The organism is Terrabacter sp. Soil811, assembly GCF_001429655.1.
GTDB lineage: Bacteria > Actinomycetota > Actinomycetes > Actinomycetales > Dermatophilaceae > Terrabacter.
Map to the genome: position 1 here is coordinate 59,566 of NZ_LMSX01000008.1, position 19,994 is coordinate 79,559.

Annotated in this window: 20 protein-coding genes; 8 read left to right on the forward strand and 12 right to left on the reverse strand. The window is 72.5% G+C overall.

Annotated features, from left to right (window positions below; translation table 11 throughout):
* Positions 1-460 precede the first annotated feature (460 nt).
* Positions 461-1,264, forward strand: coding sequence for an HNH endonuclease signature motif containing protein (locus tag ASH01_RS24005; protein WP_443081155.1), 804 nt, complete (start codon positions 461-463; stop codon positions 1,262-1,264).
* 24 nt (positions 1,265-1,288) lie between these two features.
* Here ASH01_RS24005 and ASH01_RS10825 read toward each other — a convergent pair whose 3' ends face one another.
* Positions 1,289-2,062, reverse strand: coding sequence for a helix-turn-helix transcriptional regulator (locus ASH01_RS10825; protein WP_056775556.1), 774 nt, complete (start codon positions 2,060-2,062; stop codon positions 1,289-1,291).
* A gap of 185 nt (positions 2,063-2,247) precedes the next feature.
* Between ASH01_RS10825 and ASH01_RS10830 the strand changes: the two genes are divergently transcribed.
* Entirely contained in the window at positions 2,248-3,270 is a 1,023-nt protein-coding gene (locus ASH01_RS10830) for a DUF3800 domain-containing protein (protein WP_056775559.1), read from the forward strand.
* Here the strand turns inward: ASH01_RS10830 and ASH01_RS10835 are convergent.
* The 3 genes from ASH01_RS10835 to ASH01_RS10845 are packed head-to-tail and all read right to left on the reverse strand — an operon-like array spanning position 3,267 to position 7,238.
* Positions 3,267-4,718 (reverse strand): carboxyl transferase domain-containing protein, encoded by a 1,452-nt coding sequence (locus tag ASH01_RS10835; protein ID WP_056775561.1) that lies wholly within the window; start codon positions 4,716-4,718, stop codon positions 3,267-3,269. The two genes, ASH01_RS10830 and ASH01_RS10835, sit on opposite strands and share 4 nt — an antisense overlap.
* Entirely contained in the window at positions 4,718-5,893 is a 1,176-nt protein-coding gene (locus ASH01_RS10840; protein WP_056775565.1) for a CaiB/BaiF CoA transferase family protein, read from the reverse strand. The genes ASH01_RS10835 and ASH01_RS10840 overlap by 1 nt, the downstream gene beginning before the upstream one ends.
* Before the next feature lie 4 nt (positions 5,894-5,897).
* Positions 5,898-7,238 (reverse strand): SLC13 family permease, encoded by a 1,341-nt coding sequence (locus ASH01_RS10845; RefSeq protein ID WP_056775570.1) that lies wholly within the window; start codon positions 7,236-7,238, stop codon positions 5,898-5,900.
* Between the two features lie 119 nt (positions 7,239-7,357).
* On the opposite strand from ASH01_RS10845, the gene ASH01_RS10850 reads away from it, so the two are divergent.
* Together ASH01_RS10850 and ASH01_RS10855 are read left to right on the forward strand one after the other, a co-directional pair.
* Positions 7,358-8,056: a FadR/GntR family transcriptional regulator gene (locus tag ASH01_RS10850; protein WP_056775573.1), complete on the forward strand. Its 699-nt coding sequence runs from the start codon at positions 7,358-7,360 to the stop codon at positions 8,054-8,056.
* On the forward strand, positions 8,053-8,814 hold the full coding sequence (locus ASH01_RS10855) for a sulfite exporter TauE/SafE family protein (protein WP_056775576.1): 762 nt from the start codon (positions 8,053-8,055) through the stop codon (positions 8,812-8,814). Before ASH01_RS10850 ends, ASH01_RS10855 begins: the two co-directional genes overlap by 4 nt.
* A 99-nt stretch (positions 8,815-8,913) precedes the next feature.
* On the opposite strand, the gene ASH01_RS10860 is transcribed toward ASH01_RS10855, so the two are convergent.
* The 5 genes from ASH01_RS10860 to ASH01_RS10880 all read right to left on the reverse strand — a co-directional run bounded on the left by ASH01_RS10860 (position 8,914) and on the right by ASH01_RS10880 (position 14,165).
* Complete coding sequence (locus tag ASH01_RS10860) at positions 8,914-9,429, reverse strand: gamma carbonic anhydrase family protein (RefSeq protein ID WP_056775580.1); 516 nt, start codon at positions 9,427-9,429, stop codon at positions 8,914-8,916.
* 1 nt (position 9,430) lies between these two features.
* Positions 9,431-10,987 carry a peptide MFS transporter gene (locus ASH01_RS10865; protein ID WP_056775584.1) on the reverse strand — a complete coding sequence of 519 codons (1,557 nt, stop codon included), beginning with the start codon at positions 10,985-10,987 and terminating at the stop codon, positions 9,431-9,433.
* 78 nt (positions 10,988-11,065) lie between these two features.
* On the reverse strand, positions 11,066-12,736 hold the full coding sequence (bluB, locus tag ASH01_RS10870) for a 5,6-dimethylbenzimidazole synthase (protein ID WP_056775587.1): 1,671 nt from the start codon (positions 12,734-12,736) through the stop codon (positions 11,066-11,068).
* A 22-nt stretch (positions 12,737-12,758) separates the two neighbouring features.
* Entirely contained in the window at positions 12,759-13,619 is an 861-nt protein-coding gene (locus tag ASH01_RS10875; RefSeq protein WP_056775592.1) for an SDR family NAD(P)-dependent oxidoreductase, read from the reverse strand.
* Between the two features lie 33 nt (positions 13,620-13,652).
* Positions 13,653-14,165: a MarR family winged helix-turn-helix transcriptional regulator gene (locus tag ASH01_RS10880; protein ID WP_056775595.1), complete on the reverse strand. Its 513-nt coding sequence runs from the start codon at positions 14,163-14,165 to the stop codon at positions 13,653-13,655.
* Positions 14,166-14,298: 133 nt separating this feature from the next.
* Between ASH01_RS10880 and ASH01_RS10885 the strand changes: the two genes are divergently transcribed.
* Positions 14,299-15,585 carry an MFS transporter gene (locus ASH01_RS10885; RefSeq protein ID WP_056775597.1) on the forward strand — a complete coding sequence of 429 codons (1,287 nt, stop codon included), beginning with the start codon at positions 14,299-14,301 and terminating at the stop codon, positions 15,583-15,585.
* 19 nt (positions 15,586-15,604) lie between these two features.
* On the opposite strand, the gene ASH01_RS10890 is transcribed toward ASH01_RS10885, so the two are convergent.
* A complete protein-coding gene (locus ASH01_RS10890; protein ID WP_056775601.1) occupies positions 15,605-16,366 on the reverse strand; it encodes a DUF5995 family protein in 762 nt (253 codons plus the stop codon).
* A 117-nt stretch (positions 16,367-16,483) separates the two neighbouring features.
* Here ASH01_RS10890 and ASH01_RS10895 point away from each other — a divergent pair, with 117 nt between their 5' ends.
* Positions 16,484-16,831, forward strand: a complete 348-nt coding sequence (locus tag ASH01_RS10895) for a hypothetical protein (protein WP_156415544.1) — start codon at positions 16,484-16,486, stop codon at positions 16,829-16,831.
* A 76-nt stretch (positions 16,832-16,907) separates the two neighbouring features.
* Here the strand turns inward: ASH01_RS10895 and ASH01_RS10900 are convergent, their stop codons facing one another.
* Complete coding sequence (locus ASH01_RS10900; RefSeq protein WP_235509627.1) at positions 16,908-18,053, reverse strand: aminotransferase class I/II-fold pyridoxal phosphate-dependent enzyme; 1,146 nt, start codon at positions 18,051-18,053, stop codon at positions 16,908-16,910.
* Between the two features lie 355 nt (positions 18,054-18,408).
* Between ASH01_RS10900 and ASH01_RS24010 the strand changes: the two genes are divergently transcribed.
* Positions 18,409-18,591, forward strand: a complete 183-nt coding sequence (locus ASH01_RS24010) for a hypothetical protein (RefSeq protein WP_443081121.1) — start codon at positions 18,409-18,411, stop codon at positions 18,589-18,591.
* Here ASH01_RS24010 and ASH01_RS10910 read toward each other — a convergent pair.
* A complete protein-coding gene (locus tag ASH01_RS10910) occupies positions 18,566-19,006 on the reverse strand; it encodes an SRPBCC family protein (RefSeq protein ID WP_056775611.1) in 441 nt (146 codons plus the stop codon). The genes ASH01_RS24010 and ASH01_RS10910 overlap by 26 nt on opposite strands.
* 103 nt (positions 19,007-19,109) lie before the next feature.
* Here ASH01_RS10910 and ASH01_RS10915 point away from each other — a divergent pair, with 103 nt between their 5' ends.
* Entirely contained in the window at positions 19,110-19,982 is an 873-nt protein-coding gene (locus tag ASH01_RS10915) for an LLM class F420-dependent oxidoreductase (protein ID WP_056775613.1), read from the forward strand.
* The last annotated feature ends 12 nt before the right edge of the window (positions 19,983-19,994 follow it).

Consider the following 19,994-nt stretch of genomic DNA (forward strand, 5'->3'; position numbering starts at 1 on the left):
CGCGGAGTTCGCCCAGCACGCGACGGTGACCCAGCTGCAGCGCACCGTCACCCGCTACGACTTCACCCTCCAACCCGACAGCGTCGACGACCGCGGCCGAGGCCTGCCCGGCGAGGTCACCAACAGCGACGCGGAGGTGAAAGCGGTGCCGGTCGAGCCGGCGCACCTGAGCATGGGCCTCGACGTCGACGGGCGGTTCCGGCTGCGCTACGACGCCCCGGCCGAGGTCGGCGCCCTCGTCGAAGCCGCACTCGCCGAGGCCAAGGACCACCTCTTCCACACCGTCACCCCCGAGAGCGCCCGCGACGCTGACGGCGGTGTGAGCGACGAGCAGAAGCAGGCCCTCAACGGGGACGTGCTGCACCCGGACCGGTACTGCACCGACGGAGGCCGGCCCCGCGTCACGTGGGCCGACGCCCTGCTCGTGCTCGCCACCCGCTCCCTCGACGCNCAGCCGACGATGCGAGGTGTGAGCGACGAGCAGAAGCAGGCCCTCAACGGGGACGTGCTGCACCCGGACCGGTACTGCACCGACGGAGGCCGGCCCCGCGTCACGTGGGCCGACGCCCTGCTCGTGCTCGCCACCCGCTCCCTCGACGCCGCAGGCAGTGACGGGGCAGGTGGTGCTGCCCGCCGGGCTCGCTACCGGGTGCAGGTCCACCTCGACACCGACGGTGGCTGGCTCACCGGCCGGCCCCGCCTGCCCCAACACATCACCAACCAGCTGACCTGCGACGGACAGCTCACCCCGGTCTGGGAGACCGACGGGCACCCCGTCAACGTCGGCCGCGCCCACCGCGTCGTCCCCCACCGCACCCGCGTCCTGGTCCTGGACCGCGACCGCGGCTGCCGCTTCCCCGGCTGCGCCTCCACCCACCACCTCGAGATCCACCACCTCCGACACTGGCGCGACGGCGGACCCACCGACACCAGCAACCTCCTGGCCCTGTGCACCTTCCACCACGACGGACACCACCGCAGCGAGTTCACCCTCACCGGCGACCCCACCCACCCCGACGGGCTCACCTTCCACACCGACACCGGCCTGCTCATCGGCCCACCCCAGAAACCGCCCCGACAACCTCCCAGCCTCGCCCTGGCGCCCGATGTGGCGCCCGACCCGGACGCTGAAGACCACGGCGACCACAGCTCTGCCCCGGGCGCACCACATCGACGCAGACCCCCAGCCCGACTCGGCCGGCGCTACCCGGCCCCGACTGGCGGCCACCTGCACCTGCACCTCGTCGACTTCACCCCGACCTGAGGCCCTCCAGCGCGTGCCGCTCGGCTACTCCGCCTCCGGTCGGAGCCGGGCCGCGTCGAGCCGATGGCTCCCACCCGCGAGCAGGTGCGCCGTCTCGGCTCGGGACACCGCACCGAGCGTGTGCATGAGCACCGAGACGTCGGCGGCGACGGTCCGCAGCGAGACGGCGAGATCGCGGGCGATGGCCGAGTCCTTGGCCCCGAGGACGAGCCTCCGGGCGACCTCGCACTGGCGGGCGGTGAAGGGCGGCTTCTGGCCCGCGGGCACACCGGGGTGCGACAGCTGCCAGGTCAGGTCCCAGATGCCTCGGACGAGCGTCAGCACATCGGCGCGGGTCGTGAGCCACGCCGTCGGATAGCCCTCTTCGCTGTGCGGCCCACCGACGACGGCGACCGCCTCGTCGACGAGGATGAACTGTGAGCGGGCCGGGCCGAAGCGGACGTGCGGGATCTCCGAGGTGAGCAGGGGGTAGAGGTTCAGGCTGCGTTCGGTCGTGATGCACCGCATGTCGACGCCTCGGCGTCGGGTGTGGTCGTCGAGCAGCGTCATCTCGTTCGCGGGGTCGTAGCTGAGGATCGGGTGCATCGTCCAGACGCTGCGCTGAGCGGTGGGCTCGAGGGCCGTGAGCCCCTTGTCGATCTGGTCGATGCCCACGCCGAGCCGGCGGAAGCCAGGCGTCGGTCGACCGGCGAGCAGCCCGACGACGTGGTCGCTCACGAGCCGGGTGAGATCGGCAGCCGCCGCGTAGAGGTCGAGCCCGGCGCCTGCGGTCAGGTGCCGCTCCCTGTCGCCGCGCACCGGCACCTCCTGGTCTCTCTTGGTCTTCTCCGGGCCTCTCCCGGCTTCTCCGGTCCCGGCGAGGTGTCACGCCCGCCCACGGACCCGTCGGTCGGACGGGCCCTCCAACCGTAAGGGAGCCGAGCCGGGGCCCGTCCGTGGGCACCGCTTCTATTCACTGGTGCTCCCGCCCCTTCCGGACGAGCATGGGCCGCGTGGCCGGCGCATCGAGACCTCCCCTGCAGGGCGGCCTGCCGCCCGCACGCGATCTCGCCGGCGCCGTCGTCGAGATCGCCTGCGACGAGTCGGGCTTCTCGGGCAGCAACCTGCTCGACCCCGCGACGCCGGTGTTCACGCACGCCAGCACCGACCTCAGCCGCACCGAGGCGACCGAGCTCGTCGAGGCGCTCAGGAGCGACTCACGCTGGTCCCTCGACGAGCTCAAGTCCGGACAGCTGCTCCGCGGCCGCCACGCGGACGAGGCCCTGGTGTGGCTGCTCTCGCGCCTCGAGGGCCGTGCCCACGTCGAGGTCGTCGACAAGGAGTACTTCCTCGCGACCCGCGTCGTCGACCTCTTCCTCTCGGAGCCGTCGTGGGCGGCCGGCACCCGCCTGACGGCGCACCAGCGACCCGCCGCCATCGCGCTCCACCGGTGCGGCCGGTCACGCGCACCGGAGTGGCTGGCCTTCCTCGCGGCCTTCGTCGACCTCGTCCGCACCAAGCGCCGACACCACGTCGACCGCAGGGTGCTCGAGACCTTCTTCCAGGCCAGGGACGCGCTCGCGCCCGGGGTGGACCCCGAGGCCCGGGCCGTTCTCGCGGCGTTGACCCGGACCAGGGTGCGTGGCGTCGTGACGCGGCTCGTCCACGACGACCGCACGATCCCACCACCGCTCGAGCCCCTGCTGACAGCCCTCGCCGACACCGTCCTCACGTGGAGCGACGGTCGACGGCAGGTGCTCGTAGTCCATGACGAGCAGAGCGCCCTGACCGCCGACCGGCTCCGCCGCCTCCAGCAGGCCCTGTCGGACGGCACCGACGACGGCGGCCACGGCGGCGGCCACGGCGGCGTGTCACCGCTCGCCGGGCTCGTCACGGTCGACTCCCGCGACGACGCGCGCGTCCAGGTCGCCGACCTGCTGGCCGGCGTCGCCCGGCGGTGGCCCGACCTGGGCGTCGACAGCCCCCTTCGCCCGTTCCTCTCCCCGACCTCGCTCCGGGTGCCCTAGCCGGCGAGGACGTGGGCCTCGCCATGGGTCTGGCGACGCAGCGCGGCCGCGCACTCGGCGACGACCGCGAGCGCCAGCGAGGCGGCCGTGTCGTCGGCAGGCTCGGGCACGATGCGGCTGACGATCCCCCGCGCGGCGAGATCGAGGACGCCCACCTGCTGGAGCTCGGCCATCTCGGCGGCGTGCGACACGTCGCCGTGGACGATGGCGCTCGCGCCCTCGGGCGGGAGTGGCGAGAGCCAGGCGTGCTCGGCGGCGATGACCTCGCGGGCCGGCAGCAGCGCGAGTGCCCCTCCCCCGCAACCCTGCCCGAGGACGACCGACACCGTCGGCACGGTCATCGTCGTCAGGGTCGCGATGCACCGGGCGATCTCGCCCGCGATCGCGCCCTCCTCGGCGTGCGCCGACAGCTCGGCGCCAGGGGTGTCGATGACGGTGACGAGCGGCATACCCAGCTCTTCGGCGAGGCGCATGGCGCGCCGGGCCTCACGCAGCGCGCCCGGCCCCATCGGCGACGTCGGCGACTGCCGCGCCCGGTCCTGTCCGACGAGGACGCAGGGCTGTCCGTCGAGGCGCGTCAGCGCGACGAGCATCGTGGAGTCCCGCTCGCCCTCGTCGGTGCCCCGCAGCCGCAGGGTGCCGGTCGCGCCGTAGCGCAGCAGCTCACGAACGCCGGCGCGGTCCGGACGGCGAGTGACCTCGATGGACTCCCAGGCGGACAGGTGCCGGCTCGGCTCGCCGGCACGGTGGTCGAGACGCGGCAGGGTCGGGCCGTCGACGAGGACGCCCAGGGCCCGGTCGACGAGCATCGGCAGGTCCTCGGCGGCCACGACGGCGTCGAGCACCCCCTTGGCGGCGAGGTTCTCGGCGGTCTGCACGCCGGCCGGGAAGGGCACGCCGTTGAGCGCCTCGTAGACCTTCGGCCCGAGGAAGCCGACGAGCGCTCCGGGCTCGGTGACGGTCACGTGCCCGAGGGACCCCCACGACGCGTACACCCCTCCGGTCGTCGGGTGCCGCAGGTGTACGAGGTAGGGCAGCCGGGCGGCGCGGTGCGCCATGAGCGCCCGCGAGATCTCGACCATCTCGATGAACGCCGGGGTCCCCTCCTGCATGCGGGTGCCACCGGAGGCCGTCGAGGCGAGCACGGGCAGACCCTCGGCGGTCGCGCGCCGCACGGCGGCGGTGATCCGCTGGGCCGCGGCCCGACCGATCGAGCCGGCGAGGAAGCGGAACTCGTTGACGACGACGGCCACGGGCCGGCCGCGGACGAGGCCGCGCCCGGTGAGCACGGACTCGTCGGTCCCGGCCCTGGCCGCCGCCGCCTCGAGCTGGCGGCGGTAGTCCTCGGGCTGGCCGCTGATGTCGATCGGCTCGTCCCACGACTCGAAGGAGCCGGAGTCGAGCACGAGGTCGAGCAGCTCGTGCGCGGTCCACGGTCGGCGCGCCATCACTCCTCCTTGAGCCAGGCGCGGATGGCCGCACCGTCCTCGTCGAGAGTCGGTGGTGCGTCATGGTCGCCGCGCGTCACCTCGGTGCCGTCTCCGTCGAAGAACCGCAGTGGCGGACCCGGCAGGGTCAGCGGCCCGAGGGTCGGGTGCTCGACCTCGACGAGCAGGCCCTGGCTCGCGGTCTGGTCCCACGCATACACCTCGTCGAGGCTGCGCACCTTGCCGGCGGGCACGCCGACCTCGGCGAGCCGGGCGAGCAGCGGCTCGGCGTCCCAGTCGGCGAAGGCCGCCTCGACGACCTCGATGACCCGCTCGCGCTCGGCGACGCGCTCGGCGTTCGTCGCGAGTCCCTCGGCGGCCGGGTCGAGGCCGAACGCCGCGCAGAGCCGCTGCCAGAGGCCCTCGCTGCCGACGGCGATCTGGACGAAGCCGTCGCGGCAGTGGAAGAGGCCGTACGGGCTGATCGACGGGTGGTGGTTCCCGGCCGATCGGCCGACCTCTCCGGCCACGGTCCAGCGCGTGCCCTGGAACGCGTGCACGCCGACGACCGCTGCGAGCAGGGAGGTGCGCACGACGGAGCCCGTCCCGGTGCGGTGCCGCTCGTTGAGGGCCGCGACGACGCCGTAGGCCCCGTACATCCCGGAGAGCAGGTCGGCGATCGGCACGCCGACGCGCTGCGGGTCGTCGGGCCCGGAGCCGGTCAGCGACATGACGCCAGCCTCGCCCTGGGCGATCTGGTCGTAGCCGGCGCGGCCGCCCTCGGGCCCGTCGTGGCCGAAACCGGTGATCGACAGCACGACGAGCCGCGGGTTGCGCTCCATGAGCGAGTCGATGCCGAGGCCGAGCCGCTCGAGCACACCGGTGCGGAAGTTCTCGACGAGCACGTCGGCCCGGTCGACGAGCGCGAGCAGCACGTCGCGGTCCGCCTCGTCCTTGAGGTCGAGGGTGATCGACTCCTTGTTGCGGTTGGCCGACAGGAAGTACGTCGACTCACGCGCGCCCTCCTCGCCGACGAAGGGCGGGCCCCAGCCGCGGGTGTCGTCCCCGCGGCCGGGGGCCTCGACCTTGATGACGCGCGCGCCCTGGTCGGCCAGCATCATCGTCGCGTGCGGTCCGGCGAGGGCACGCGAGAGGTCGACGACGACGATGTCGGAGAGGGGTCCATGAGCGGTCATTCGGTCACCATCCGGGGAGGATCAGGGCGGCCCACACGAGCAACGGGCCGGCGACGACCACGATGACGCTGTAGGTGAGGATCTGCTTGTAGTACACCGGTTCGCTGATGCTGTCGGGCCGGTTGGCCAGCATCAGGGCGCCGTTCGTCGAGAACGGGCTCACGTCGACGATCGTCGAGCTGATCGCGAGCGCGGCGACGAACGCCGCAGCGCCGATGCCGCCGTTGGCGATGAGCGGCACGGCGATCGGGATGATGACGGGCAGCAGGGCCGTCGACGACGCGAACGCCGAGACGACGCCGCCGACGTAGCAGAGCACGAGCGCCCCGATCACGGCGGCGCCGAGGCCTGCAGCCCAGTTGCCGACGAACTCGGGCGCCTTCGCCTCGGTCAGCACGGCGGCATACGTGCTCACGCCCGCGACGAGGAGGACGGTCGGCCACGCGACCTGCTTGATGGCGTCCTTGTGCTGGGTCGGCGCGAACATCGCGAGGATGACGGCGGCCGTGATCGAGACGAAGCCGATGTTCTTGTCGAAGGCCAGCGCGATGAGGGCCACGAGCGTGAAGGCGACGAGCGTCAGCACCTGGTCGCGCTTGACGCCGAGCGCCTGGGTGCGGGTCGCGGTCATCGTGCCGGTACCGCGCGTGGCGACGCCGACGCCGCCGCGGTGGAGGTCCTCGGAGATCGAGTCGCCGCCCATCGGGCCGTCGACGTCGTCGAGGTCGTCGGCGCGCTGGTTCATGAGGCGCCGGCCACCGAGGACGAGGAAGAGGATGACGGCCATGAGGACGTTGACCGCCAGGCTCGCGAGGAAGACGGTCATCTCGCTCGACGGGAGGCCGTTGTCCTTCATGACGGAGTTCGTGATCGTGCCGTAGATGCTGATCGGCGAGAAGCCGCCGCCCTGGGCGCCGTGCACGACGAACATGCCCATGAGGAGCGGGTTGATCTTGTAGCGCCCGGCGAAGCCGAGGGCGATCGGGCCGATGATGGCGCAGGCCGCAGGGCTCGCAGCGCCGATGGCGGTGAGCAGCGCCGTCACGAAGAACATCACCCACGGGATGAGCGCCACGCGCCCGCCGACCGCCTTGACCGCGGATCTGACGATGAGGTCGACGGTGCCGTTGTTCTTGGCGATGGCGAAGAGGTACGTGACCCCGATCAGGGTGAGGATGAGGTCACCGCTGACGCCGCCGAGGATCTCCTTCTCGCTGAGGCCGAGCGAGTAGACCCCGACGAGCCAGGCCGCCACGTAGGCGAGGGCTCCCATGTTGATCGGCAGCAGCGTGCCGATCACGAAGAGTGCGACGAGCGCGATGATCGAGACCCATTCCGGTCCCATGCGTGTCCTCCGTCGGTCGCGGCCAGCGCGCCTGGTTCCACGCCCTTGTGACGAGGCTCATGGCTGGCTCAGTGGCCTAGCCAATAGGTCAATGGGCCGACTGTCAATAGAGTGACCCCATGTCGACATCGGGCATGTCCCGCCTCACGCGCACCCGGCTCTACGAGCAGGTGGCCGAGCAGATCACCGCGTGGATCGAGTCGAACGGTCTCACGACGGGCGACCGGCTGCCTCCCGAGCGCGAGCTCGCCCAGCGCCTCGGCGTCAGCCGCGCCACACTCAGCCAGGCCCTCGTCGCGCTCGAGGTCATCGGTGTCGTCACGGTCCGGCACGGCGACGGCACGGTCCTGTCGGACGCCCCCGGACCGCGGCGGATCGTCGAGGCCATCCGCGCGCACGCCCACCGGCTGCCCGAGATCATCGACACGCGTGACGCCCTCGAGACGAAGATCGCCGCCCTCGCCGCAGCCAGACGCACGGCCGACGACCTCGCCCGCATCGACGAGGCCATCGAGGAGATGGCCCGCGACGTCGAGGCCGGCGGGCGCGGGGTCGAGGGCGACGAGCGCTTCCACGGCGCCGTCACCGCCGCCGCCCACTCGCTGCTGCTCGCCCGGCTCATGGACGAGATCCGCGACCTCGTGCGCGAGACCCGCATCGAGTCGCTGAGCCAGCCCGGCCGCCCTGCCGACTCGCTCGTCGGGCACCGCGCCATCGCCGACGCCATCCGCTCCGGCGACCCGGAGGCGGCCGCCGCGGCGATGCACGCCCACGTCGTCATGGTCAGTGACGTGGCGGTGCTGCGAGACGGGTCGTGACGCCCCTCGAGATGCTCGCCGTCCTCGGCGCAGGTCTCGGCGCCGGCATCCTCACCACGACCGTCGGGGTGGCCTCGCTGCTCAGCTTCCCCGTCCTGCTCGCCGTCGGGCTGCCACCCGTCGTGGCCAACGCCTCCAACACCGTCGGCCTCGTGCCCGCGGGCCTCAGCGGGTCGTTCGGCTACCGGGCCGAGCTGCGCGAGCACCCGCGCATCACGTGGACCGTCGTCGTCACGTGCGCGCTGGGTGCCGTCGGCGGCGCGGTGCTGCTGCTGGCCCTGCCGTCCAGCGTCTTCGAGGCCGTCGCGCCGTGGCTCATCCTCTTCACCTGCCTGCTCGTCGGCGTGCAGCCGTGGGTCGCCCGCTGGCTCCGGTCGCGCGGCGGCAAGGACGTCGGGCCACGCACCCGGATGGGACCGGTGACGACCTTCTTCGCCCTGCTGACCGGCGTCTACGGCGGCTACTTCGGGGCGGGCTCCGGCGTCATGATGGTCGCCGTCCTCGGGCTCGGGCTCGACATCGACCTGCGGGTCGTCAACGCCCTCAAGACCCTCGCGATCTTCGCCGGCAACGTCGTCGCCGGGCTCATCTTCATCGCCGTCGCCGACCTCGACTGGCAGGCCATCGGGCTGCTCGCGGCCGGCTCGGTCGTCGGCGGCTACGTCGGCGCCCGCGTCGGACGCCGCCTGCCGCCGACCCTCTTCCGGGTGCTCGTCGTCGTCGCAGGCGTCGTCGCCGCGGTCCTGCTCCTCCGCTGAACCGCCGTTCGAGGTGATGCCGGCACCGACATCGCTCGCGACATCACCTCCATCCAGCGGAGGGTATGCCGGGTGGCCCGCCGCCGCGCGTGCGCGCGCTCAGGCGCTGGTGGCGTCGCGGTGGCGGCGGGCGAGCTCGACGTAGACCTCGGCGTTGGCGCGGATGCGCGCGAGCCCCGGCTCGTCGATCTCGCGGCGGATCTTCCCCGGCACGCCGGCGACGAGCGACCGGGGCGGGATGACGGCACCCTCGGGCACGACGGCGCCCGCGGCGATGAGGCTGCCCGCGCCGATGCGTGCTCCGTTGAGCACGATGGCACCCATCCCGACGAGGCAGTCGTCCTCGACGGTGCAGCCGTGGAGGATGGCACGGTGGCCGACCGACACGCCGGCGCCGATGCTCGTCGGGTGTCCGGCATCGGTGTGCACGACGACACCGTCCTGCAGGTTGCTGCCCTCGCCGAGCACGATCGGGTCGAAGTCCGCACGGAGCACGGCGGTGTACCAGACGCTCGAGCCCGCGCGGAGGTCGACGGCCCCGACGAGGTCGGCGCTCGGCGCCACCCAGGCGGTCTCGTGGACCACCGGGGTGACGCCGGCGAGGCTGACGATCACGTCAGTGCACCGAGACGCTGTCGGCGCGGTCGCTGCTGGCGACGCGGTCGGTGGCGTGCAGCTCGGCCGTCGACATCTTGCGACGGATCCACGGCACGAGCGCCAGGAGCACGCCGGCGACGACGAGGGTGATGACGCCGTTGACGAGGTAGTACACCGCGTCGCTGAGGCCGCCCATCGCCTGGATGAGCTGCGCGGCGATGGCCTGGCCCGCGGCGCTGCCGAGGAACCACAGCGCCATGGCCTGGCTCGCGAAGGCGCGCGGCGCGAGACGGGTCGTGGCCGAGAGTCCCACCGGCGAGAGGCACAGCTCGGCGACGGTCTGCATGACGAAGACGCCGCCGAGGATGTAGACGGGCGCCGTGTTGTCCTGGAACGTCGCGAAGGCCCACGACATGGCGAGGGCCGAGAGGCCGATGATCGTGACACCGAGGACGAACTTCATCGGCGTCGAGGGCGAGCGTCCGGCGCGCTTGGTCCAGATCCAGCCGAAGACCGGCGCGAGCAGGACGATGGCGAGCGGGTTGATCGACTGGAACCACTCGGGGTTGATGGTGATGCCCGCCGTCTCCTTGACGGTGTTCTCGGCGGCGAAGATCGCCATCTTGCCGGCGGCCTGCTCGAAGATCATCCAGAAGAGCATCGCGCCGATCCACAGCGGGAGGTAGGCGGCGAGGTGCGACTTCTCCTCGCGCTCGACCTTGGGGCTGCGGAACATCATCGTGAAGTACGCGATGGGCGTCAGCACGGCGACGATCGAGATCGCGTCGATGACCTGGTCGAGGACGGTGTCGCGCCACAGGCCGGCGAGCACGACGATGACCGCGAAGGCGACGACGGCGCCGACGGCGAGGGCCGACACGCGGCCGCGCTCCTCGGGCGAGAGCGGGTTGGGCACGTCGTCGACAGCGGGGCCGAGGGCCTTGCGACCGAGGACGAACCACACGATGGCGATGGCCATGCCGACGGCCGCGGCCGAGAAGCCGGCGTGGTAGCCGTAGTGCTCACGCAGCCACCCGACGACGAGCGGCGAGAAGAACGAGCCGATGTTGATCGACATGTAGAAGATCGAGAAGCCGCCGTCGCGACGTGCGTCCTCGGGCTTGTAGAGCGTGCCCACCATGGCGGAGACGTTGGGCTTGAGCAGACCGGTGCCGAGGGCCACGAGCGCGATGCCGAGCCAGGCGGTCGCCGCGGCCGGGACGGCGAGGCAGACGTGGCCGGCCATGATGACGACCGCGCCGTAGAGCGTCGAGCGGCGGGCGCCGAAGAGCCGGTCGGCGGTGAAGCCGCCGATGATCGACAGGAGGTAGACGGACGCGCCGTAGATCGCGACGACGGCGGTGCCGGTGGTCTCGTCGATGCCGAGGCCGCCGTTGGCCACGGTGTCGATGAGGAAGTAGAGCAGGATGGCGCGCATCCCGTAGTAGGAGAAGCGCTCCCACAGCTCGACGAAGAAGAGGGTCGACAGTCCCTTGGGGTGCCCGAGGAAGGCCCGGTCGTCGGCGCTGGCGCCCGAGTCGGGAGTCGGTGGTCGGTCCTGGGTCTGTGTGGTCATGCGAGTCTCCCAGCCCCTCGTGGGGGCAGTTCGATGGTTGGACAACCACACAAAACTAGAGGGGTCCCGCCGTCGGACTCAAACCGTGGAGGTGCGCGCGACGCCGGTCCGCAGCGCCAGCGCGTCCTTGACGAGGCCGGTCGCGAGGGCCGCACCGACGCCCTCGCCCGCACGGATCCGCAGGTCGAGGAGGGGCTCGAGACCCAGCTCGCGGAGCACGAGGGCGTGGGCCTTCTCACGTGACCGCTGGCCGGCGACGAGGTGCGCCGCGACCGCCGGCTCGAGGCGCACGGCGGCGAGCGCACACACCGACGTGGCGAGGCCGTCGAGCACCACGACCCCTCCGGACTCGGCCACCCCGAGCACGATCCCGGTGAGGACGGCGAGCTCTCCCCCGCCGAGGCGACGGACGGCCTCGTCGGGGCCGACCCGCCCGACCCGGGCGAGCGCCTGCGTCACGACGTCGCGCTTGCGGTCGAGCATCGCGGCGTCGGCGGACGACCCGCGGCCGACGACGTCGTCGGCCGGCACGTCGAGCAGGGCTGCGGCGAGTGCGGCCGCCACGGTCGTGTTGCCGACACCGACCTCGCCGAGCGCCACGGGTCCGGCGCCCGCCAGCGCGCGACCGCGGTCGCGACCGAGGGCGAGCAGGGCGGCATACGCCACCTCATCGAGTGCATCGGAGGTGACGAGATCGCCTCTGCTGCAACCGATCCCGGCGTCGATGAACTCAACGTCGAGGCCCGCAGCGCGAGCCGCGACAGCCCCCATCGACGTGCCCTCACGGGTCGCGCGAGCGACGTCGGCAGTGACCGTCGGGTCGAAGGCGGAGATGCCGTATGCCGTCACGGCATGGTCGGCGGCCGCGACGACGAGGGTGCCCCGACCGTCCACGGCCGCGAGCGCGGTGACGCGGTCGAGGACGGTGTCGAGGACCCCGAGCGAGCCCGGCACCGTGAGGAGGTCGTCGGAGCGGTCGCGGGCGGCGACGACGTCGGCCGGCTCCGGCGCACGCAGGTGGGAGGGCGGGGCGTCGCGCTCGGTCCAGCGTTCGCGCATGACGACCTGCTCGAGCGGGAGGCGCCTGCTCCAGCCGGCCCGCTCGAGGCCGGGCTCGGGCGGCCGCTCGTCGGGCCAGCCGAGGCAGAGCCAACCGAGGGTCTCGACGCCGTCGGGCAGGCCGAGCAGGTCGGCGAGCTCGGCCGGCTCGAAGAGGGTGACCCAGCCGAGACCGAGGCCGTGGGCCCGGGCCGTCAGCCAGATGTTCTCGATGGCCGCCGCGCACGACCAGAGGTCGGCGTCGGGGAAGGTGGCCCGACCGAGCACCCCGGCGGCCGGGGTGCGGCGGTCGCACGCGACGACGACGCCGACGGGCGCCTCCCGGATGCCCTCGAGGCGCAGGTCGAGCAGGCCGCGCGCCGACTCCTCCGTCATCCCGGCGGCCTGGCGCAGGCGGCTCCGGTCGGCCATGAGGGCGGCGGTGTCACGGATCGCGGCCTCGGTGACGACGACGAAGCGCCACGGCTGGCTGTGCCCGACCGACGGACCGAGGTGACCGGCCGTGAGCACCGCGGTGAGCACGTCGTCGGGCACGGGGTCGGGTCTGAAGCGGCGGATGTCGCGGCGAGCGCCGACGACCCGCTCGAGCGAGGCGAGGTCGTCGCGCAGCGCCCACGCGTCGGGCGCCTGGGCCCGCTCGGCGGCCGACGACGGGTCACCGATCGTCGGGACGGGCCTGCGGTAGCTCACGGGGCCGACTCTAACGAGGAGCTCACTCGATCCAGGACCGGGTCACGCCGAGCACGCGGCTGCCGTCCGTGTCGGCGAGCGACATGCCGACGAAGGCGGTCGCGCCCTCCGAGGTCTGCCAGCGGAAGCGGTGCTCGGCCGACGTCGCGGCGTCGGCGATCGCCACGGCGGCGTCCTGCGAGGACTGCGCGTTCGCGAAGGCCCCGGCGGAGCGCGCGAGGTAGGCGTCGAGCTGGGCGGCATACGGGTCGGCGGTGTCGGCGCCCCCGGCGGCCCCGGCGACCTCGGGGCGGGCCACGTTGCCGACGAAGTCGCTCGCCACGGCGGCCGGCTCGATGACCGACACGTGCACGCCGTGGGCGAGCATGACGACGGCGAGCGACTGCATGAAGCCCTCGACGGCGAACTTCGCACCGCAGTAGGCGTCGGCGAAGGGCTGCCCGACGGCGCCGCCGACGCTCGTCACGGTGAGCACGGTGCCGCGGCCCGCCGCGCGCATGGGCGGCAGGACGAGCTTGGTCAGGGCGACCGGGCCGAGGTAGTTGACCTCGAGCTGCGCGCGAATCTCGTCGAGGCTCAGCTGCTCGGCGGTCGCGACGGCGCCCCGGCCGGCGTTGTTGACGAGCACGTCGATGCGGCCGTGGTCGGCGAGCACCCCCTCGACGCAGGTCCGCGCGGCGTCGTGGTCGGTGACGTCGAGGGCGCGCACGTCGAGCTCGACCCCAGCCTCGACCGCGGCGTCGGTGAGGGCGGCCGCGCGGGAGGTGTCACGCATCGTCGCGACGACGACGAGGCCACGACGGGCCAGCTCGACCGCGGTGTGCAGGCCCATGCCCGAGGAGGTTCCGGTGACGAGGGCGACCGGCTGCCCGTTCTGGTTCATGCCGGCGACGCTACGCCTCCAGCCACTCGTCGGTCAGGCGTCGATCTCGTCGAGGCCGGCGATGACGATCTCGAGGAGCCGCGCGAGCTCGTGGCGCTCGGCGTCGGACAGGTCGCGCAGCGTGTCGCTCTCGACGACGTTGGACTCGCGGACGGCCGCGCTGAAGAGGGCCCACCCGTCCTTCGTCAGCGAGACGAGCGTGCGGGTGCGGTTCGACTCGTCGGGCCGCCGCTGCAGCAGTCCGCGCCCGGCCATCTTGTCGAGACGGTGGGTCATCGACGAGGGCGCCACGTTGGACAGGTCGGCGAGCTGGCTCGGGGTGAGGCAGGTGTCGCCCGCGCGGGCCAGGGAGGCGAGCACCGACCACTCCCCCTGGGTCAGGTCGAGGTCGGCGAACTGGCGGACGTACCACTGGTCGAGCTTCTTCGTCACGGCGTACACGGCGGTGATGACGCGCTGGACCGACTCCTCACCACCGGCGGCGACGTAGGTGGAGACGTCGGCCGCGTGCTCCTGCTGGGCGGTCCGTCGTCGCTTCGCTGCCATGGAAAGGCATTGTCGCACCCGTGGGGGCTGGTGCTAGTCTTTCGAAATCGAACTTCGATGACGAAATATTCGATACCGAAGCTGCGTTGACTCCCGGAGTCCGCCTCCCCATCCCGGAAAGGGTGTGAAACCCATGCGCACCAAGCTGCTCATCCTCGCGTCGTCCATCGGCATGCTCGGATGGGGCACCGTGCTGCCCTACCAGTACGCGTATGCGGCCAACACCCGCGGATGGGGCGCGCTCGCCGCCGCCCTGGCCAGCACGCTCTTCTCGGTCGGCGCGCTCGTCGCTGCACCGTTCGCCGGGCGCCTCAGCGACCGCTTCAACCCGGTCACCGTCGCCGTCGTGGCCAAGCTGCTCGCCGCCGTCGGCGTCGGCAGCCTCGTCTGGGCCGGGTCGGCGCCGGCCTTCCTCGTCGGCATGTTCGTCTTCGGCTTCGGCCTGACCGCAGCCGGCCCCGCCGCGTCGGTGCTCGTGCTGCGCTGGGCCGGGAGCGACGACCGTCGCAAGGTCTTCGCCTACAAGTTCACGGCCGAGGCCATCGGCATGGCCCTCGGCGCCTTCGTCGCCGGCCAGTTCGTCGACCTCTCGCGCGCCGACGGCATGACGTTCGCGTTCATCGCGGCGGGTGCGGGCTTCGCGATCTCGGCCGTCCTCATCCACGTCGCCGGCATCGGCGCCCCGAGCGAGGTGGCCCCCGACCTCGCCGCCGGCGAGGCGGAGACGCAGCTCGGCACGATGGAGGCCCTGCGCCGCATCTTCGCCGTGCCGGCCCTGCGCTGGACCGCGGTCGTCGCGGTGGCCCTGGCCCTCGGCTTCTACGCGCAGTTCGAGTCCGGCCTGCCGGCATACGCCCTCACCGTCCTCGACGTCGACGAGTCCGCCATCGGTCTCGCGGCCGCCGTCAACTGCGTCGTCATCGTGGCCCTGCAGGTCGTCGTCGTGCGGGTCACCGCGCGCCGCAACGCGGCCAGCCTGCTCATGGTCGTCGGCGCCATCTGGACCCTGTCGTGGGTCGTCCTCTCGGTCGCGCAGCTCACGCCGCAGGTCGCCTCGGCCCTCTTCGTCACGACGTTCGGCATCTTCGCCGTCGGCGAGACGATGTACGCACCCGTGCTCAACCCGCTCACCGCGAGCCTCGCTCCCCGCGGGCTCGTCGGCACGACGCTGGGCACGTTCACGGCGATCCAGACGACCTTCTCGGCCGTCGGGCCGCTCGTCGCCGGCGCCCTGCTCGGGATGGGGCTCGCCAACGGCTTCCTCGGTCTGCACCTCGTCATCAGCCTCGTCGCCGTCTACGGCGCGTGGCGCCTGCGCGCCGCGCTCCGGGACCGCCGCGTCGAGGAGCGTCGGGAGGCTGCACACCGAGCCGCCGCCGAGCCGTCGCTCGAACCGGACCCGGCGCCGGTCGCCGCCTGACCTCGCCGGCCTCGCTCCCTCACGGGGCGAGGTCGGCGACCGGCGTCAGCAGGTAGCGCCCGGCCATCCCCACGGTGCGCGACAGGGTGGCGAGGAAGTCGGTGCGCAACGGCTCGACGCCCTCCAGCGACCACAGCACGCGGGCGTTCGTCCACGCGGCGTCGCGGGCGCGCGCGATGCTCCAGCCGCTGACGAGGTTGGCGACCGGGCCGGCGTACTGCTCGTCGACGGTGAGCGCGATGCCGTCGAGGAACGATCGGCGCACGTCCTCCTGGACGGCGGCGAGCAGGTCGTTGACCCGGTGGTAGTCGTCCTCGACCCCGGGGCTGTCCGGCGACAGGCCCAGCTGGCGGCACGTCGTGACGACGGCCAGCGGCAGGTCGTGGTTGATGTGGGCGTTCATCCCGGCGAGCGCGAACTGGATCGGCACCCGGCCCTGCTCGAGCCGGCACGTGAAGAGCGGCGCCCACGACGGGTCGGGAGTGCCCGCGCCGACCGCGTCGAGGTAGAGCCCGGCGAAGACGAGGTCGAGCCGCGTCACGAAGGCCGGGTTGCCGAACCACCCCTCGACGAGCCGGTCACGGACGAGCTCGGTGACGCGGAGGTACATCCGGTTGAAGGCCACGACACCGTCGCTCCCGGGCAGCGCGCGGTCGATCTCGTGCATCCGCTCGACGAGCGCGTCGACCGTCGCCGGCTGGCCGGGCGCCGGCGGCTCGGGCCGCGGCTGGCCCCCGATCCGCGAGCGGACCCACGCCACCGCGCCGGAGAACCACCCCATGGGCCGACGCTAGCGGCTCAGCGCGTCCCGGGTGGGCAAGACGCGGGACCAAGGCCTCTGACGCGCGCGCTCCGGGTGAGCCACGCTGGAAGGAGACGAGGAAAGGAGGTGAGGACGATGTCACAGCTCCTTGAGAAGGAACGTGTGGGGACCGAACGTCTCCCGAGGTTGTTCCGCAACCGCACGTTGGACTACACGCTCTTGACCCTGGGTCTTCTGGTTGCAGCCTTCGGCGCGTATGCATACCTCGTGCCGGCCGGCTGGATCCTGGCGGGCCTGAGCGAGGCCTGGTACCTCGGCAGCTGGATCGCCGGCGGCGTGCTGCTCACGGCAGGCTTCGGCCTGTTGGGTGCGAGTGTCCGCGACCGGTCCGGCTACTGGACCGCGGGCGCCATGATGAGCTTCGTGCTCGGCACGCTGAGCCTGGCCGGAGCGATCATCGCTGCGGTAGTGCTCATCCTCTGACCACCCGGAAGGGGTGAGGCCAGATCGAAGCCCCCAAGAGGTTGGGGGCTTCGACGCGACCGGCGACGCATCCGGGTCAGCGGGCGTTGAACGCCTCGATCCGCTCGATCGCCTCGCTGACCGCGGTCGCTCCGGCGGCGAAGCTGAGGCGCACCGAGTGGCCGCCTGCCCGGTCGTCGAAGTCGCCGCCCGGCGTGATCGCGACGCCGACCTCCTCGAGCAGGGCGCTGGCGTATGCCGCCGAGCCGCCCCACCGGCCCCGTTGCGGCCCGAGGTCGGCCCAGTAGTAGAACGCGCCGTCCGGCGGCGCTGACTCACCCCAGCCGAGGCGGGACGCGTTGTCCAGCAAGAGCTTTCGCGTCCGCGCGAACTCGGCGACCGCGTCGTCGCACTCGCGGTAGGACTCCTCCGCGAAGGCCGAGACGGCGGCATACTGCGCCGGTGCGGGTGGGCACAGCGCGACGTTTCCGGCCAGCGCGTCGACGGGGCGCACGAGGTCGTCGGGGAGCAGCATCCAGCCCAGACGCCAGCCCGTCATCCCCCAGTACTTGCTGAAGGAGGAGATGACGAGGGACGTGTCGTCGGTCTCCCAGGCGCAGACACCGCGGGGGTCGGCGGCGCCGGGGTCCGGATAGGTGACGCCATGGTAGATCTCGTCGCTGACCAGGCGCACGCCGTGGGCCGCGCACCAGTCGGTGATCGCCGCGAGCTCGGCGCGGTCGACCATCGTGCCGGTCGGGTTGGCGGGCGAGGCGACGATGAGCCCCGCGAGCTCCCCGTCGGCCTGCGCGGCGTCGAGCAGCTCGGGCGTCGGCTGGTAGCGGGTCTCGGGGCCGCAGTCGATCAGGGCGACCTCGCACCCGAGCGAGGTGAGGATGTTGCGGTAGGCCGGGTAGCCGGGCCGCGCGAGCGCGACACGGTCCCCCGCCTCGAAGGCTGCGAGGAAGGCGAGCACGAAGCCGCCCGACGAGCCCGTCGTGATCGCGACGCGGGCGGGGTCGACGTCGAGGCCGTACCACCGGCCGTAGTGCGCGGCGATCTCGGAGCGCAGCTCTCGGATGCCGAGCGCCGAGGTGTAGGTCAGGGCGCGGCCCGAGCCGTGGATGCGTGCCGCGGCCTCCGAGACGAGGCTCGGCGCACCTCCCGACGGCTCACCGGCACAGAGGGACACGACGTCGCGCCCCTCGGCCCGGAGCACGGCCACCCGGTCGAGCACGTCCATGACCTCGAACGGGGGCACCTGCGAGCGCCGGGAGGGCCGGAGCGGTCGGGTCGGGCGGCTGGCGCGGCTCGGGTCGAGGGTCACCCGGCCAGTCTGCCCGAAGCCTCGACACCCGAAACACGCCGTTCACGTGACGTGACCAGCCTTCCTCGCATGACGATCGCCTACCACGCAGACGCCTCCACGCTCGTCGACAAGGAGGTGCTGACGTGGGAGCAGTTCGGCGTCGCGATCCGCGAGCTCGCGACCCTCGTCGCCGACTCGAGCTTCCGCCCGGAGGTGCTCATCGCCGTGGCGCGTGGCGGGCTCATCCCCGGCGGCGGGCTCTCGTACGCGCTCGGAGTCAAGCTCACCGATGCTCGACCTGCTCCAGGAGCACGGTGCCGAGGCACGCAGCGCGGTGCTCCACGGCAAGCCCGGATCGGTCGTGACGCTCGACTACGTCTGGCGCCAAACCGACCAGTGGATCGTCTTCCCGTGGTCGGCCGAGCCGCCCGTCTCCGGCTCCCAGGTCACCGCGACTCCAGGATCCGCCTGATCCTCGCGAGGTCCTTCGTCATGGCCCCACGCATCGCAGCGGCCATGGCCTTGGCGCCGAGCGCCGCGAAGCCGGTGGGCTGCCCCGTGTTGCGCAGCACCATCCGGGTGCGTCCGTCGCCGGCGTCCTCCCACTCGTAGGTCGTGCGCATGGGGAACGGCTTGCCGTCGGTCTGCATGACGAGCCGCTCGCCCGGAACGAGCTCGACGACCTCGTAGACGTACTCGATGCGTCGCCCGAGGAAACGGGCCACGAAAGCCAGCCTGCTGCCCACACCCGTCGGCGGCGCCGTCTGCCAGTCGACCGAGTCGATGTTGGCGTACCACTCGGGAGCGTGGGACGGGTCCCCGGCGTACGCCGCGACCTCGGCCACCGGTCGGGCTATCACCGTCTCGACCCGCACGTCGACCGCCATCGTCCGCCTCCTCGTTCTCGCCCGCCGGACCCGACCATCTTCCCGCACGAGATCGAGGCGCTGCTCCCACGCCGATCCCAGCGAGCGGACGTAGTGTCGGAGGATGCATCTCGGACTGCACCTCGCCAACTTCACGTGGAGCGGCGGCTCCTCCACCTTCGTCGACGACCTCGTCCGCACGGCGCGGACCGCCGAGGACGTCGGCTTCACCAAGCTCTCGGTCATGGACCACGTCTGGCAGATCGGCATGGTCGGGCCCAAGGAGCACGAGATGCTCGAGGCCTACACGGCCCTCGGCTTCCTCGCGGCCGTCACCGAGAAGGTGCAGCTGCTCGCCTGGGTCACGGCCGCCGTCTACCGCGAGCCCGGGCTGCTCGCCAAGGAGGTCACGACCCTCGACGTGCTGTCGAAGGGCCGCGCCATGCTCGGCATCGGCGCGGCGTGGAACGAGGAGGAGTGCGTCGGTCTCGGCCTGCCCTTCCCCGCCACCGCCGAGCGCTTCGAGCGCCTCGAGGAGACGCTGCAGATCTGCCTCCAGATGTGGGGCGACAGCGTCGAGCCGTATGCCGGCAAGCACTACCGGCTCGGCAGCACCCTCAACTCCCCGCAGTCGGTGCAGCGCCCGCACCCGCCCATCCTCATCGGTGGCGGCGGCGAGAAGAAGACGCTGCGGATGGTCGCGCAGTACGCCCAGGCCTGCAACCTCTTCGACAGCCCCGACCTCGCCCACAAGCTGGAGGTCCTCCGCGGCCACTGCGAGGCTCTCGGCCGCGACTACGACGAGATCGAGAAGACCGTCATGGGACCGGTCGACCCGGGCCCGAACGGCGAGAACGTCGACGCCACCCTCGAGCACCTGCGTGACCTCGCCGGACTGGGTGTGACGCACGTACAGCTGGGCATCGGTGACGGGTCGAAGACCGACGTGCTCGAGCTCATCGGCGAGCGCATCATCCCCGAGGCCGCGAAGCTCTGAGCCTCGTCGGGC

What these genes read in the sequence shown, in the direction of transcription:
- ASH01_RS10865 (WP_056775584.1), bottom strand. Translation starts at nt 10,987, where the DNA reads ATGACCACACAGACCCAGGACCGACCACCGACTCCCGACTCGGGCGCC.
- ASH01_RS10885 (WP_056775597.1), top strand. Translation starts at nt 14,299, where the DNA reads ATGCGCACCAAGCTGCTCATCCTCGCGTCGTCCATCGGCATGCTCGGA.
- ASH01_RS10910 (WP_056775611.1), bottom strand. Translation starts at nt 19,006, where the DNA reads ATGGCGGTCGACGTGCGGGTCGAGACGGTGATAGCCCGACCGGTGGCC.
- ASH01_RS10840 (WP_056775565.1), bottom strand. Translation starts at nt 5,893, where the DNA reads ATGACCGCTCATGGACCCCTCTCCGACATCGTCGTCGTCGACCTCTCG.
- ASH01_RS24010 (WP_443081121.1), top strand. Translation starts at nt 18,409, where the DNA reads ATGCTCGACCTGCTCCAGGAGCACGGTGCCGAGGCACGCAGCGCGGTG.
- ASH01_RS10875 (WP_056775592.1), bottom strand. Translation starts at nt 13,619, where the DNA reads ATGAACCAGAACGGGCAGCCGGTCGCCCTCGTCACCGGAACCTCCTCG.
- ASH01_RS10845 (WP_056775570.1), bottom strand. Translation starts at nt 7,238, where the DNA reads ATGGGACCGGAATGGGTCTCGATCATCGCGCTCGTCGCACTCTTCGTG.
- ASH01_RS10880 (WP_056775595.1), bottom strand. Translation starts at nt 14,165, where the DNA reads ATGGCAGCGAAGCGACGACGGACCGCCCAGCAGGAGCACGCGGCCGAC.
- ASH01_RS10890 (WP_056775601.1), bottom strand. Translation starts at nt 16,366, where the DNA reads ATGGGGTGGTTCTCCGGCGCGGTGGCGTGGGTCCGCTCGCGGATCGGG.
- ASH01_RS10895 (WP_156415544.1), top strand. Translation starts at nt 16,484, where the DNA reads ATGTCACAGCTCCTTGAGAAGGAACGTGTGGGGACCGAACGTCTCCCG.
- ASH01_RS24005 (WP_443081155.1), top strand. Translation starts at nt 461, where the DNA reads ATGCGAGGTGTGAGCGACGAGCAGAAGCAGGCCCTCAACGGGGACGTG.
- ASH01_RS10915 (WP_056775613.1), top strand. Translation starts at nt 19,110, where the DNA reads ATGCATCTCGGACTGCACCTCGCCAACTTCACGTGGAGCGGCGGCTCC.
- ASH01_RS10830 (WP_056775559.1), top strand. Translation starts at nt 2,248, where the DNA reads ATGGGCCGCGTGGCCGGCGCATCGAGACCTCCCCTGCAGGGCGGCCTG.
- ASH01_RS10900 (WP_235509627.1), bottom strand. Translation starts at nt 18,053, where the DNA reads ATGGACGTGCTCGACCGGGTGGCCGTGCTCCGGGCCGAGGGGCGCGAC.
- ASH01_RS10850 (WP_056775573.1), top strand. Translation starts at nt 7,358, where the DNA reads ATGTCGACATCGGGCATGTCCCGCCTCACGCGCACCCGGCTCTACGAG.
- ASH01_RS10835 (WP_056775561.1), bottom strand. Translation starts at nt 4,718, where the DNA reads ATGGCGCGCCGACCGTGGACCGCGCACGAGCTGCTCGACCTCGTGCTC.